This window comes from Saccharopolyspora dendranthemae (assembly GCF_007829955.1).
GTDB classification, from domain to species: Bacteria; Actinomycetota; Actinomycetes; order Mycobacteriales; family Pseudonocardiaceae; genus Saccharopolyspora; species Saccharopolyspora dendranthemae.
In genome coordinates this window covers 145510-158823 of record NZ_VIWX01000006.1, presented here as the reverse complement: position 1 = coordinate 158823, position 13314 = coordinate 145510, and the positions used below count along the sequence as shown (strand labels likewise).

The following is a 13314-nucleotide window of genomic DNA, read 5'->3' as shown; positions in this document are numbered from 1 at the left end:
TGAGTTCGTGGTTTCACCGCGAAGACACACGAACCGCTGGTCGGTGGTGCTCGGTGCGGTCGCCGCCGGCGTGCTGATCCGCAGCGCGCGCACCATCCGCCAGACGCGCACCATCGCCGCGCTGCGCGAATCCCGGACCGGGTCCCTCGCCCCACCCCAGGTCACCGTGGTCGTCCCGGCCCGCGACGAAGCCGGCGTGCTCGCCGACTGCCTGCGCTCGATCGTGTCGCAGACGCACGGATCCGAGAACGAAGCGCTGCTCAGGGTGGTCGTCGTGGACGACGGGTCCACCGACGGGACCGGCGAGATCGCGCGCGAGTTCGCCCGCCGCGACCCTCGCGTCGTGCCGGTCAGGGTGGACTCGCCGCCGCAGGGCTGGGGCGGCAAGGTGCACGCGATGCACGTCGGCGTGGAGGCGGCCGGTCCACCGGAGGCCGGGGAGTGGCTGCTGTTCCTCGACGCCGACACCGTCGCCGCGCCGGACCTGCTCGCACGCCTGCTGGCCACCGCCGACTCCATCGACGCCGACCTCGTCTCCACCCCGGGCGGCCCACCACCGGGCCGCTCGGCCACCTGGCCGCTGCTGATGCCGCCAGGGCTCCAGCTGATCGGCGAGAACGCCTCGCCCGACGGGCGGGGTCGCAAGGCCTTCGCGATCGGTCACTGCATCCTGGTGCGCCGATCGCACTTCGAGAAGGTCGGAGGGTGGGCCGCGTTCGCCGCGGTCCGCAACGAGGACGTCGCCCTGGCCACCGCGGTGCGCGATCACGGCGGCACCACGCGCACCGTCGACGGCCTCGATCACCTGCGCACGAGCGGGATGGACCCCTTCGGGCAGGGCTGGGCGTCGTTCCGCAAGAGCTTCGTCGCGGGAACCAAGGGGTCGGCACCGCTGCTGGCCGCCATCGGGGTGGGCCAGATCGCGATGTCGCTCGCCGCACCGCTGTCGGTGCTGGTGGGGCGCGGGCGGAGGCCGGTGCTGACCGCGGTCGGACTCGTCGGCTGCGCTGCGCAGACCGCGGCTCACGCGGGGACCGCCCGGTTCATGCGGTCGAACCCGGAGCTGGCGCTGCTGGCTCCGGTCAGCGGGACGCTGTTCGGCGTTCTCCTGCTCGACGGCGCGTTCCGCGCTCATCGAGGGCGTGACCAGTGGAAAGGCCGGCGTTCGACGTTCTAGAAGAGCGGCCCGGCCGGGTGGGCCGGCCGGGCCAGGACGTCGAGAAGGATCTTCAGCGGGTCAGCCGACTGGGCCGCTTTGCAGTCTGCGCATCGCGATGGGTGCGCCTGCCAGGTCCTCCTCGTTGCACATCAGCTTCAGGTCGTAGTACGGGGCGCCGTCTCGATCGTCGTAATCCAGATGAACTGCGATCACATCGATCGGTTCGCCTAGCCAGTTCTGGGCCTCGCGAAGCCACTTGGCGGAACGTTCCAAAGCCGCCGGTAGGTCGTCGTCACGGAACTCGACCGGCCGGTAGGGAACGCCCTGTACCTGGTCGTGAGGACCAGAGGGCTTGGGGAGATCCACGGAGACGCCGGAGTCATCGAGTTCGAGTCGGATCGTTTCCTCACTCACTGTCGCAGGGTAACGCGTTCGGCCCGGGAAATGCTGCTGGAGGGGCCTGCGGATTCCTCGGAGCCCACAACGAACGGGTGGCCGCCGATTACGATGAGCGAAGGTGCGGGGCGCCCCGAACATCGCACGTGATGAGGGAAGGCGGGCTCTGTCTGGGGCGCCCCGCCGCCGCCGGGGGACGCGCCCCGACGACACGATCAGGTTACTCGAGACACCCGGACCAAGATCAACTGGGTGGTCTCGGGACCACCCTACGACATCAGCCCCGCCGCGACCGTCGCGCCCAGCTCCCAGCAGGAATCCAGGTCGGAGCGCTCCGGCGTGCCCAGGACGATCGCCGGTTCGGCGGCCTGCTGCCAGCCCAGTCCCGTGGTGATCGAGGAGATCGCGCGCTGAGCGCCCTCGACGCCCTCGTTGCCGTGCAGGTAGTAGCCGAACGGCCGGCCGGACGTGGCGTCCAGGCACGGGTAGTAGACCGTGTCGAAGAAGTGCTTCAGAGCACCTGAGATGTAGCCCAGGTTGGCGGGAGTCCCCAGCAGGTAGCCGTCGGCGTCGAGCACGTCGGAGGCCGTGGCGCTGAGCGCCGGCCGGCGCACCACCTCGACGCCCTCGATCTCGTCCGTCGTCGCACCGGCCACCACCTGCTCGAACATCGCCTGCATCCCGGGGGACGGCGTGTGGTGCACGATCAGCAGCTTGGACATCTACTCCTCCACCAGGGACGTCACGGCCCCGGTCAGTTCCACGAGCCGGTCCGCCGCGCGCTGCTTGGCCTCTGCCAGCGGCAGCTCGCCGACCTGCTCGACCACTTGCAGGTAGCACTTGAGCTTGGGTTCGGTCCCCGACGGGCGGATCACCACGCGCAGCCCGCCCGCACCGGTGATCACCAGCGCGTCGGTGTCCGGCAGCAGGTCCCGCGTCTCGGTGGCCGAGCCCGCCAGCTCCTGCGGCGGATCCTCGCGCAGCCGCTGCATGATCCGCGGGATCACCGCCAGATCCGTCACGCGGACCGACACCTGGCCCGTCTGGTGGACGCCGTGCTCGGTCGACAGCTCGTCGAGCAGATCCAGCAGCTGATCGCCCGACGCCAGCAGGCTTGCGGTCAGGTCGCAAGCCAGCACCGCCGCCGAGATCCCGTCCTTGTCGCGGACCCGGTCCGGGTCGACGCTGTGCCCGAGCGCCTCCTCGTAGGCGTACACCAGCCCCGTCCCCTCGCCGTCGCCCGCGCGCACCAGCCACTTGAAGCCGGTCAGCGTCTCGGCGTAGCGGACCCCGAACTCGGCCGCTATCGAGCGCAGCATGCTGGAGGAGACGATCGTCGTGGCGACCAGCGGGTCGGGCGTCGCTTCGTCCAAGGTGGACAGGAGGTGCCAGGCGAGCAGCACGCCGGTCTCGTCGCCGCGCAGCATCCGCCAGGTGCCGCCCTCGCGCACGCCCAGCGCGCACCGGTCGGCGTCGGGGTCCAGCGCGACCGCCAGATCCGCGTTGATGTCCTCCGCCAGCTGCAGCAGCTCGTCCGTCGCCCCGGGCTCCTCCGGGTTCGGGAAGCCCACGGTCGGGAAGTCGGGATCAGGTTCGGACTGCGAGGACACGAAGTGCACGTCGTCGAAACCAGCGCCGTGCAACGCCCTTCGCAGCACCTTCGCGCCGACGCCGTGCAACGCCGTCGCCGCCACCCGGACCTCGCGGTCCCCGCCGCGCGGCAACGCCGACACCCGCGCCAAGTAGTCGTCCAACCCGGATTCGAGCGGGGTCCAGTTCTGCTTGCGCGACACCGACTTCGACGCGGGAGTCTTGGCGATCGCCGCCTCGATCTCGGTGTCCGCTGGGCCGACCAGCTGGATCCCGCCGCCCAGGTAGAGCTTGTAGCCGTTGTCCTGCGGCGGGTTGTGCGAGGCGGTGATCTGGATGCCCGCGACCGCCTCCAGCGCCCGCGTCGCGTGCGCGACCACCGGCGTCGGCAGCGGTTCGGGCAGCATCCGGACGTCGAAACCCGCTGCCACCAGCACGCTCGCGGCGTCCTCGGCGAAGTCCTCCGAGCCGTGCCGCGCGTCGCGGCCCACGACCACGGTTCCGCCGCCGAGGCCCTGCTGCACCAGCCAGCTCGCGACCCCGGCGGTGGTGCGCACGACGACGGCGCGGTTCATGCCGTTGGCGCCCGCCCGAACCGGGGCGCGCAACCCGGCCGTGCCGAAGCGCGGCATGCCGGACATCCGGTCGGCCAGCTCGGGCGAGTCGAGAAGGCCCCTCAGCTCGTCCTGAGCGCGGGAGTCGACGTCGTCGGCGATCCACTGCTCCGCGGCCGCCCGGACATCCGGATGGGTCACGCCGCCTCCAGCAACGACCGCAGCAAGCGGCCCATCCGCGAAGCGGAGACGCGGCCCGCCTCCAGAACCTCCTCGTGGTTCAACGGCTGACCGCTCAGCCCGGCCGCGAGGTTCGTCACCAGCGACAGGCCGAACACCTCGGCGCCCAGCGAACGTGCGGTGATCGCCTCCAGGACGGTGGACATGCCGACGAGTTCCACGCCCAGCGTGCGCAGCATCCGGATCTCCGCCGGCGTCTCGAAGTGCGGGCCGGGGAGCCCCGCGTAGACACCTTCCTCGAGGGAGGAATCGATGCCGCGCGCCAGCTCTCGCAGCCGGGGGGAGTAGAGGTCGGTCAGGTCCACGAAGTTCGCGCCCACCAGCGGCGAGAGCGCGGTCATGTTGATGTGATCGCTGATCAGCACCGGTTGCCCGACCTGCATGCCCTCGCGGATGCCGCCGGCCGCGTTGGTCAGCATCACCGTCCGGCAGCCCGCGGCGACGGCCGTCCGCACGCCGTGCGCGACCTTCACGATGCCGTGGCCCTCGTACATGTGGGTGCGGCCGAGGACGATCAGCACGCGCTTGTCGCCCACCCGCACCGAGCGCATCTTCCCGGTGTGGCCGACGGCGCCGGGTTTGGCGAAGCCCGGCAGCTCGTCCATGCCGATCTCGGTGTCCGGCGTGCCGATCTCATCGGCGGCGGGTTGCCAGCCGGAACCGAGGACGACGGCCAGGTCGTGGCTGTCGGAGCCGGTGAGCTCGGCGAGCTTCGCCGCGGCCTCGTGGGCGATGGCGGACGGATCGGAAGTGTTCGTAGCGGTCACGGCCGGGCAGCTTAGTCTCTCCGCTTTTTCGACGCGTGGTCGTCCGCCCCACCAGGTCCCAGTTTTATGGGTTCTTGCGGTATCGCTTTGCTTGGCGGTGCGCGTAGCGGAACCTCACACGCCGCCTGGACTCCGTGCGCCACTCCTTTTGTCTTCCGCTTACCCCAGGGTGGACATCGGCGTCGCGGCGTACTCGCCAGGCGACGTGTGAGAACCCGCGGCGGTGCGGGCTGAGTCCCACACCTGAAGACAACGGCACCCGCCTCACCAGTTCCCAGTTTTAGTCCAAACTGAGCCGACATTTCGGACATGATCATGGCTCAGTTATGACTAAAACTGGGAATTGTCCAGTGGCTCGGTGTCCGGTGGTCGGCGGCCGGAATCCGGGCTTCAGCTGTTCGGGGTGAAGGTGGGGAGGATCTGTTCCATGAGGGTTTCGGCCTTGGCCCGCTGCTCCGGAGTGGTGGTCACCCGGACGATCCAGAGGTCGTCGCCGACCTTCTTCAGGGCCGCGGTCGTGCGTCGCTCGATCTGGTCGGCCGGAGAGGCGAGCAGCTGCTGGACCGTGGTCGTGTAGTCGACCCTGCGGGTGTCGCCGACCGTGCGGAAGCCGTCGACGCGCACGTCGGCGGCCGGACCGCCGATGGCCTGCGCGAGCTGCGCCTCGTAGCTGTCCAGCGTCTTGCTCCCGGAGAAGTACTCGCCGTAGCGCTGAACCGCGACCTCGCTGGAGCCGTCCTCGGACACGAACGCCACGACCGAGTTGTTCGCGATGTCGTTGCGCTCGCTGTGGAACGTCCGCCACCCGGCTGGAGCCATGATCGCGAACTCGCCGCCGTTCGGTGCGTTCGAGTGCTTCGCGTCCTCGCTGCGCTGAGCCAGCGCGGGCAGCACCGGGGACGGGTCCGAGGTGGACGGTGAGTTCTGGCCGGGCAGCAGCGGTTCGCCCGCCAGCACGCGGGTCGCGGCGAACGACCCGGCCAGCGCCGCGGCGAACAGCACCAGCCCGGCCATCACCAGCGCCACCGCCCGCAGCGGACGCCGCCGCTTCTTCGGCGGGTCGTGCAGCGTGAACGGCGGTGGACCGGGGTCGGCCGCCAGCGGGGCCGGACCGGACTGCTGCGGTGCGGGTGGGGCCGGGGACTGCTCCTGCGAGGTGTTCTGCAGAACCCGCTGCCGGACCCGGACCGTCGGCGCTTCGGGGTCCAGCAGCATCGCGAACGGCCGGGCGCCCGGTTCCGGGAGCAGGTGCTGCAACCGGCGCCGCGCCTCGGTCAGCGGCATCCGCTGCGCCGGGTCCTTGACCATCAGCGCCCGGATCACGTCGCCCACCGCGCCCGGTCGGTGCAGCACCGGGACCGGCCCGCGGACCACCTCGGTGACCGTCGCGAGCGGGTCGTCGCCGACGTCGTAGGGCGGACGGCCCTCCGCGGCGGCGAACAGCGTCGCGCCCAAGCCCCACAGGTCCGCGGCGGCGGTGACCGCTTCACCCGCGGCGACCTCGGGCGCGATGTAGGCGGGGGTTCCCAGCAGGATCCCGGTGTTGGTGAGCGTGTGCTCGGCGATGTTGCGGGAGATCCCGAAGTCGCTGACCTTCAGCCTGCCGTCGTCGCCGATCAGCACGTTGCCGGGTTTGACGTCGCGGTGCACGATCCCGGCCCGGTGCGCGGCGTCCAAACCGGCCGCCACGCCGTCCGCGATCACCGCGAGCTGGTCGTCGTTGAGCGCGCCGTGGTCGTCGAGGATCGCCGCCAGGCTCTGCGACGGGACGAGCTCCATCACCACGAACGGCTCGTCCTGCTCGCGTGCGACGTCGTAGAGCGTCACCACGTTCGGGTGGGACAGCACCGCGATGGCGCGGGCCTCGCGCAGCGCGCGTTCGCGCAGCTCGGCCGCCTCTTCCTCCGGCATGCCGGGCGCGAGCTTGACCTGCTTCACGGCCACCGGGCGATGCAGCAGTTCGTCGGTGCCGTACCACACGGTGCCCATCGCGCCGCCGCCCAGCTTGCGCTCCAGGCGGTACCGGTCGGCGATCAGCCGGCCGATGCCGGCGAGGGTGTTCTGGTTCTCGGTGGGCACTGCCACATCTTCCACCTTCGGCCCGACAGCCGGGCCCGAACGGGTCCAAAAGACCTCGAAACCCCAGCTACGCCGCACCGGCACCAGGGAGATCGCCCAGGTCGGGACAGGGCGTTACGGCACGTGAAGAATCCCACTCGCAAAGTCGCGGTGGGGCACCGTTTCTAAGGCGAACGTCATTTCGGCGCAACGAAAAACCGCCGCCCAACGGCGCGGACGCTCCGAGGGCCGGTATTGGCGCGAGACCCGTGACGCCAGATAACTTGTCGGGCGGTCGGACCTTCCGGACATCCGCGACGCGCCCGAGATCGCGTCGCGGTGCGAGGACTGCGCGCGTGGCGAATGATCGGTCGGGTCCGGCCGCCCTGACAACAGCGGCGTGGAGGAGGTGCCTTTGTTCGGCTTCGTCATCGCGCACCTGTTGGTGGCCGTCCTCCTGCCGCTGGTCGCCCGGCGCAACACCCGCGCCGCCTTCCTGATCGCCGCGGTCCCGCCCGCTGCGGCCGCCGTCTGGCTGCTCGCCCGCACCCCGCAGGTGCTGGCGGGCGAGACGATGACCGAAACCGTGCAGTGGGTCCCGCTGCTCGGCCTGAGCTTCGGCTTCCGCCTCGACGCGCTCGCCCTGGTCATGACCATCCTGGTCTGCGGGCTCGGCGTGCTGGTGCTGATCTACGCCGACGCCTACTTCGCCCGCGGCCGCGGTGACGCGCGTCGTTCCGCCCCGCTGCTGCTGGGCTTCGCCGGAGCCATGCTCGGCCTCGTCGTCGCTGACGACCTCACCACCGTCTACGTCTTCTGGGAACTGACCACCATCTGCTCGTTCCTGCTGGTCGGGCAGGCGGGCATCAGCCGCGAGTCGCGCCGGTCCGCGCTGCAGGCGCTGATGATCACCAGCCTCGGCGGCCTGGTGATGCTGCTCGGCTTCGTCGTGCTGGGCGAGTCCGCGGGCACCTACCGGATCTCCGAGCTCGTCGAGAACCCGCCGACCGGCACGGCCACCGCGGTCGCCGCGATGCTGATCCTGGTCGGCGGGCTCACCAAGTCGGCGCAGCTGCCCTTCCACAACTGGCTTCCCGCCGCGATGGTCGCTCCCACCCCGATCAGCGCTTACCTGCACGCGGCCTCGATGGTCAAAGCCGGCGTCTTCCTGGTCGCCCGGCTCGGGCCGATCTTCGACGCGGTGCCCCAGTGGCGCTACCCGGCCGTCGTGCTCGGGCTGGCCACCATGCTCTTCGGCGGCTGGCGCGCCCTCCACGAGCACGACCTGAAGCGGCTGCTGGCCTACGGCACGGTCAGCCAGCTGGGGTTCCTGATGGTGCTCTTCGGCGCGGGCAGCCACGACGCCGCGCTGGCCGGGGCCACCATGCTGCTCGCGCACGGCCTGTTCAAGGCCACCCTGTTCCTGGTCGTCGGCATGATCGACCACCAGGCCGGCACCCGCGACATCCGCAAGCTCACCGGTCTCGGCGCCCGCCAACCGTGGCTCGCGGTGATCGCCGCGCTGGCCGCGGCCTCGATGGCGGGCCTGCCGCCGATGCTCGGCTTCCTCGGCAAGGAAGCCGCGTTCGGCGCGTTCCTGGCCGGTCCCCAGGGCATCGTGGTCGACGTCTTCCTGGTGATCGGGTCGATGCTCACCGTCGCCTACAGCCTGCGCATGTGGTTCGGGGCCTTCGGGACCAAGCCGGGCGTCGTCCCGCCGCCGGTCAAGCCCGCCGACCTCCAGGCCCTGATCCCCGCCGGACTTCCCGCGCTGGGCGGACTCGTGCTGGGCATCGCCTACCCGATCGCCAACGAGCTGGCCGACGGCTACGCGCAGTCCTACGAGTCGGTCGGCAAGCCGGCCGAACTGGCGCTGTGGCACGGCCTGAACATCCCGCTGGCGCTCTCGGTGCTCGCCGTCGCCGGCGGTCTGGTGCTGCACCGGGTGCGCACCCCGCTGACCGCGTGGCGCAACCGGCTCCCCAAGCCGCTCAACGCCCAGCGCGGCTACGAGCGGATCATGGCGTTGCTGGAGCGCGTCGCGGTCGCTGTCACCGCGCGGCTGCAGGTGGGTTCGCTGCCCACCTACCTCGGCATCATCCTGGTCACCGTCGTGGCCATCCCCGGATCGGCCCTGCTGATCCAGCTCACCGTGCCCGACGACCTGCGCGCCTACGACAACCTGATGCAGCTGCCGCTGGCCCTGGGCGTGGTGGTCGCCGCGCTGGCCGTGCTGCGGGCGCACCGCAGGCTCACCGCGGTGCTGCTGGTCGGCGTCATCGGCTACGGCATCGGCGGGTTGTTCATCGTGGACGGTGCGCCCGACCTCGCGCTCGCCCAGTTCCTGGTCGAGACCCTGACCGTCGTGGCGTTCGTGTTCGTGCTGCGCAGGCTCCCGGAGCGCTTCTCCCAGGCCGACTCCTCCAAGGCCATCCGGATCCCCAAGGCGATCATCGCCACCGCGGCCGGGCTGTTCGTCTCGCTCGCGGCGATCGCGTTCAGCTCCGCGCGCCAGGCACCGCTCGAGGTCAGCGAGTACTTCATGGCCCACTCCGAGAAGGGCGCCGGGGCCACCAACGTCGTCAACGCGATCATCGTGGACTTCCGGGCCTTCGACACCGTCGGCGAGATCGCGGTGCTCGCGGTGGCCGCGACCGGTGTGGCCAGCCTGATCCTGGCGTCCCGGCACGAACGCCGCCGGCGCGTCCAGACGCAGCAGAAGGAGGTGCGCAACTGAGTCCCTCGCCAAAGCCGCCGCCGTGGACGAGCTGGGACACGCCGACCGAGCGCTGGCTGCTGTCCGGTTTCCGCCGGGAAGGCCAATCGCGCTCCGTGCTGCTGGAGCTGGTCGCGCGCATCGTGTTCCCGACCGTGCTGGTGCTGTCGATCTACCTGCTGTTCGCCGGTCATGACCGCGCGGGCGGCGGGTTCTCCGGCGGCCTGGTCGCCGGTCAGGCGTTCCTGCTGCGCCACCTCGCCGGTGGCCGGATGGACGACAGCTCCGTGCTGTCGATGCGACCGCCGGTGCTGATCGGCCTCGGCCTGACCATCGCGTGCGCCTCGGCGTTCCTGCCGCTGATGTTCGGCGGTGAGCTGTTGGAGACCGCGATCTACAAGTTCACCGTGCCGCTGCTCGGCGAGATCAAGTTCGTCAGCAGCGTCATCCTCGACACCGGCGTGTTCCTGCTGATCGTGGGCGTCGTGCTGGACCTGCTGCGCACCCTCGGCTCGGGCATCGAGGCCGACGCCGAGGCCGCGGCGAGGGGGCAGCGATGACCATCAACCTGACCGTGGCGGTCGTCATCGCGGTCCTCTACTCGGTGGGCTTCTACCTGCTCATGCAGCGCTCCCTGATGCGGATCCTGCTGGGCATCGTCGTCCTCGGGCACGGTTCCAACCTGCTGCTGCAGATCGCCGGTGGCCCGCCGGGCAGGCCCCCGATGCTCTCCCTCGCACGTCCGGAGGAGATGACCGATCCGCTGCCGCAGGCCATGGCGCTGACCGCCATCGTGATCACCTTCGCGCTCACCACGTTCCTGCTGGCGCTGGCCTACCGGTCCTGGACGCTGCTCGGGCACGACGAGGTCCGCGACGACGTGGAGGACCGCCGGATCCAGCGGCTGGAGAAGCGGCTGGAGGCCGATGAGGATGCGGATGACGACGACTCGGTAGAGGACGAACCGGCGAAGGAGGCGGCGCAGTGACGGTCCTGGTCGCCCTGCCCGTCCTGCTCCCGCTGGCCGCCGCCGGGCTCTCGCTGGCCCTCGGCCGGTTCGCCGACCTGCAGCGGTTCCTGGGCCTGCTGGTCCTGGGCGTGATCATCGTGGACGCCGCGGCGCTGCTCTACGTCTCCGACCAGAGCGGTCCCGTCGTGCTGCAGATGGGCGCGTGGCCCGCGCCGTTCGGCATCACGCTGATCGCGGACCGGCTCTCGTCGTTGCTGCTGGTCGTCTCCTCGGTCGTGACGTTCGCCGTGCTGATCTACTCGATCGGGCAGCGCATCACCGACTACGGCCGGGAACGTTCCAGCACCACGTTCCACCCGATGTACCTGATGCTGTGCGCGGGCGTGTCGCTGGCGTACCTCACCGGCGACCTGTTCAACCTGTTCGTCGCCTTCGAGATCATGCTCAGCTCGTCGTACGTGCTGATCACCCGGCGCACGACCTCCACCCGGATCCGCGCGGGCATGACCTACACGATCGTCAGCCTCGCCTCGTCGCTGCTGTTCATCACCATGATCGCGCTGGTCTACGCCTCGACGGGCACGGTCAACCTCGCCGACCTGGGGACCAAGGTCGCCGGGCTGCCGCGGGGCCTGCAGATCGCGCTGGCGCTGCTCGTGGTGATCGTGTTCGGGGTGAAGGCCGCGATGGTGCCGCTGCACTTCTGGCTCCCGGACAGCTATCCCACCGCGCCCGCGCCGGTCACGGCGGTCTTCGCGGGACTGCTGACCAAGGTCGGCATCTACGCGCTGATCCGCACCCAGACCCTGGTGTTCTCGCACTCGGAGAGCTGGAACCTGATGCTCGGCATCGCGCTGATCACCATGATCGTCGGCGCGCTGGGCGCTCTCGCGCAGAACGACCTCAACCGGCTGCTGTCGTTCCTGCTGGTCAGCCACATCGGCTACATGCTGTTCGGCCTGGGCGTCTACGACGTCGTCGGATTGACCGGCGTGATCCTCTACGTCGTCCACCACATCACCGTTCAGGCAACGCTGTTCCTGGTCAGCGGTTTGATCACGCGGCACAGCGGCACCGTGGCGCTGACCAGGATGGGCGGCATGGCCAAGACGACGCCGCTGATCGCGGTGCTGTTCGCGCTGCCCGCGCTGAGCCTGGCGGGCGTGCCCCCGTTCTCCGGCTTCGTCGCCAAGCTCGCGCTGCTGCAGGCGGGCATCTCCAGCGGCAGCACCGCTGCGTTCGCGGTGACCGCGGGCATGGTGCTGACCAGCCTGCTGAGCCTCTACGCGATGGCGCGGGTGTGGACCCGGGTGTTCTGGGGGCAGGTGAAGGCGCCCGCGCCGGACCCGGATCCCACCGATGAGCTGGTGGTCGGCACCGCCAGCTCCAGCAAGCCGATGCTCGCCGCCACCGGGGTGCTGGTCGTGTCCAGCCTGGTGATCGCGCTGGTCGCAGGCCCGCTGGGCGAGGTCGCGGGCCGCGCGGCCGACGACCTCATGGACGGCCAGACCTACAAGACCGCGGTGCTGGGAGGTGGTTCCGGTGGGTGATCGGATGCCGCGTCACAAGCGGCTGGTGCGCCGGATCCCGCTGGTCATCTGGCTGACGGCGGTGTGGGTGCTGCTGTGGGGCAAGTTCGACGCGGGCACGCTGTTCTTCGGCGTGGTCGTGTCGCTGCTGGTGACGCTGCTGTTCCCGGTCCCGATGCTGCGCACCGGCATGGTGCTGCGCCCCCTGCCCGCGGCCCGGCTGGTGGCCTACCTGGCCTGGGACCTGGTGATCTCCACGGTTCGGGTGGCGTGGCAGGCCGTGAGCCACCGCGGCGACGCCAAGGCGGGCATCGTGGCCGCCACGCTGAACGTCGACTCGGACCACCTGATCGCGATCGTGGCCAGCGGGGTGTCCCTCGCGCCGGGCAAGTTCGTGCTGCAGATCGACCGCGCCAACCGCACCTGCTACGTCTACGCGCTGGGCCTGCGGCCCGGTGAGGAGGACTCGGTGCGCCGCGAGATGCGGTTCCTGGAGCGGCTGGTGGTCGACGCCGTCGGTTCCACCGGACAGCGAGAACTGGTCAGGGGTGGTGCGGAGTGATCTGGGTCTTCGCCGTGACGTTCGTGCTGCTGGCCGTGGCGGGCCTGCTCGTGGTGGTCCGCTTGCTGCTCGGCCGGTCCACGTTGGACCGGATCGTGTCGGTCGACGTGCTGGTGACCCTGATCGTGGCGGGCACCTGCGTGGGCATGGGCCTGCAGCAGGACGGGTCGAACATCGCGCTGCTGGCCGCTTTCGCGCTGCTGGCGTTCATCGGGTCGATCAGCACCGCGAAGTTGATCGAGAAGAAGGAGCCGTACCGATGAGCTGGACGGACGTTCTCTCCGCGATCTGCCTGATCGGTGGCGCCCTGTCCTGCCTCTTCGGCGCGATCGGGCTGCTGACCTTCCCGGACGTCACCGCCAGGCTCCAGGCCGCGACCAAGCCGCAGACGCTGGGCCTGATCTTGATCCTGATCGGCACCGGCGTGCAGTTGGAGCTGGCCTACGCGACCGGGTTGATCCTCGTTGGACTGTTCCAAACGCTCACCGCACCGGTTCTCGCCCAACTCGTGGGCCGCGCCGCGTATCGCACCGGAAGTGTCGATCGGGAAACGCTGATCATCGATGAGCTCGGTGACCGAATCGATCGTGAGCCCGGAGTTCGCTGAACCGGCGGTTGTCGGTCGACGGTCGATCCTGGACTGTCCTGACTGCCCGAGGTCGACTGTTCTGTCGAGCGACAGGTGTTCGATATGATCGACTTCGACCGGAACGGGTGACCCCCGAGCGGGGTCGCTGAACGACGGCCCGGAGGTAGTTCGTTCTCCGGCGCGA

At 70.3% G+C, this 13314-nt stretch carries 13 protein-coding genes; 8 read left to right on the top strand and 5 right to left on the bottom strand.

What is annotated here, in order from left to right; genetic code table 11:
• Nucleotides 1–7 precede the first annotated feature (7 nt).
• A complete protein-coding gene (locus FHU35_RS25230; protein ID WP_246110567.1) occupies nt 8–1177 on the top strand; it encodes a glycosyltransferase family 2 protein in 1170 nt (389 codons plus the stop codon).
• Nucleotides 1178–1237: 60 nt separating this feature from the next.
• Here FHU35_RS25230 and FHU35_RS25225 read toward each other — a convergent pair whose 3' ends face one another.
• From FHU35_RS25225 to FHU35_RS25205, 5 genes are all read right to left on the bottom strand, one after another.
• Nucleotides 1238–1573: a hypothetical protein gene (locus FHU35_RS25225; protein WP_145744114.1), complete on the bottom strand. Its 336-nt coding sequence runs from the start codon at nt 1571–1573 to the stop codon at nt 1238–1240.
• Nucleotides 1574–1824: 251 nt separating this feature from the next.
• On the bottom strand, nt 1825–2277 hold the full coding sequence (locus FHU35_RS25220; protein WP_145744112.1) for a flavodoxin family protein: 453 nt from the start codon (nt 2275–2277) through the stop codon (nt 1825–1827).
• Nucleotides 2278–3900 (bottom strand): phospho-sugar mutase, encoded by a 1623-nt coding sequence (locus FHU35_RS25215; protein ID WP_145744110.1) that lies wholly within the window; start codon nt 3898–3900, stop codon nt 2278–2280. It abuts the gene before it with no gap.
• The gene (locus FHU35_RS25210; RefSeq protein WP_145744108.1) at nt 3897–4706 is read right to left on the bottom strand and encodes a purine-nucleoside phosphorylase; all 810 of its coding nucleotides are present in this window, start codon (nt 4704–4706) and stop codon (nt 3897–3899) included. Before FHU35_RS25210 ends, FHU35_RS25215 begins: the two co-directional genes overlap by 4 nt.
• 390 nt (nt 4707–5096) lie before the next feature.
• On the bottom strand, nt 5097–6791 hold the full coding sequence (locus FHU35_RS25205) for a serine/threonine-protein kinase (protein ID WP_145744106.1): 1695 nt from the start codon (nt 6789–6791) through the stop codon (nt 5097–5099).
• 382 nt (nt 6792–7173) lie between these two features.
• Between FHU35_RS25205 and mbhE the strand changes: the two genes are divergently transcribed.
• The 7 genes from mbhE (at nt 7174) to mnhG (ending at nt 13148) form a co-directional block, all read left to right on the top strand.
• Nucleotides 7174–9501, top strand: a complete 2328-nt coding sequence (gene mbhE, locus FHU35_RS25200; RefSeq protein ID WP_246110566.1) for a hydrogen gas-evolving membrane-bound hydrogenase subunit E — start codon at nt 7174–7176, stop codon at nt 9499–9501.
• Nucleotides 9502–9596: 95 nt separating this feature from the next.
• Nucleotides 9597–10040, top strand: coding sequence for an MnhB domain-containing protein (locus tag FHU35_RS25195; RefSeq protein WP_246110565.1), 444 nt, complete (start codon nt 9597–9599; stop codon nt 10038–10040).
• Nucleotides 10037–10468, top strand: coding sequence for a Na(+)/H(+) antiporter subunit C (locus tag FHU35_RS25190; RefSeq protein ID WP_145744104.1), 432 nt, complete (start codon nt 10037–10039; stop codon nt 10466–10468). Before FHU35_RS25195 ends, FHU35_RS25190 begins: the two co-directional genes overlap by 4 nt.
• Nucleotides 10465–12000, top strand: a complete 1536-nt coding sequence (locus FHU35_RS25185) for a Na+/H+ antiporter subunit D (protein WP_145744102.1) — start codon at nt 10465–10467, stop codon at nt 11998–12000. The genes FHU35_RS25190 and FHU35_RS25185 overlap by 4 nt, the downstream gene beginning before the upstream one ends.
• Nucleotides 11993–12541, top strand: coding sequence for a Na+/H+ antiporter subunit E (locus FHU35_RS25180; protein WP_246110564.1), 549 nt, complete (start codon nt 11993–11995; stop codon nt 12539–12541). Before FHU35_RS25185 ends, FHU35_RS25180 begins: the two co-directional genes overlap by 8 nt.
• Nucleotides 12538–12804, top strand: coding sequence for a monovalent cation/H+ antiporter complex subunit F (locus FHU35_RS25175; RefSeq protein WP_145744100.1), 267 nt, complete (start codon nt 12538–12540; stop codon nt 12802–12804). Before FHU35_RS25180 ends, FHU35_RS25175 begins: the two co-directional genes overlap by 4 nt.
• Nucleotides 12801–13148, top strand: a complete 348-nt coding sequence (mnhG, locus tag FHU35_RS25170; RefSeq protein ID WP_145744098.1) for a monovalent cation/H(+) antiporter subunit G — start codon at nt 12801–12803, stop codon at nt 13146–13148. The genes FHU35_RS25175 and mnhG overlap by 4 nt, the downstream gene beginning before the upstream one ends.
• Nucleotides 13149–13314: the final 166 nt, after the last annotated feature.

Excerpts from the sequence above, each read along its gene's own strand:
- FHU35_RS25220 (WP_145744112.1), bottom strand. The coding sequence starts at position 2,277 with ATGTCCAAGCTGCTGATCGTGCACCACACGCCGTCCCCCGGGATGCAG.
- mnhG (WP_145744098.1), top strand. The coding sequence starts at position 12,801 with ATGAGCTGGACGGACGTTCTCTCCGCGATCTGCCTGATCGGTGGCGCC.
- FHU35_RS25190 (WP_145744104.1), top strand. The coding sequence starts at position 10,037 with ATGACCATCAACCTGACCGTGGCGGTCGTCATCGCGGTCCTCTACTCG.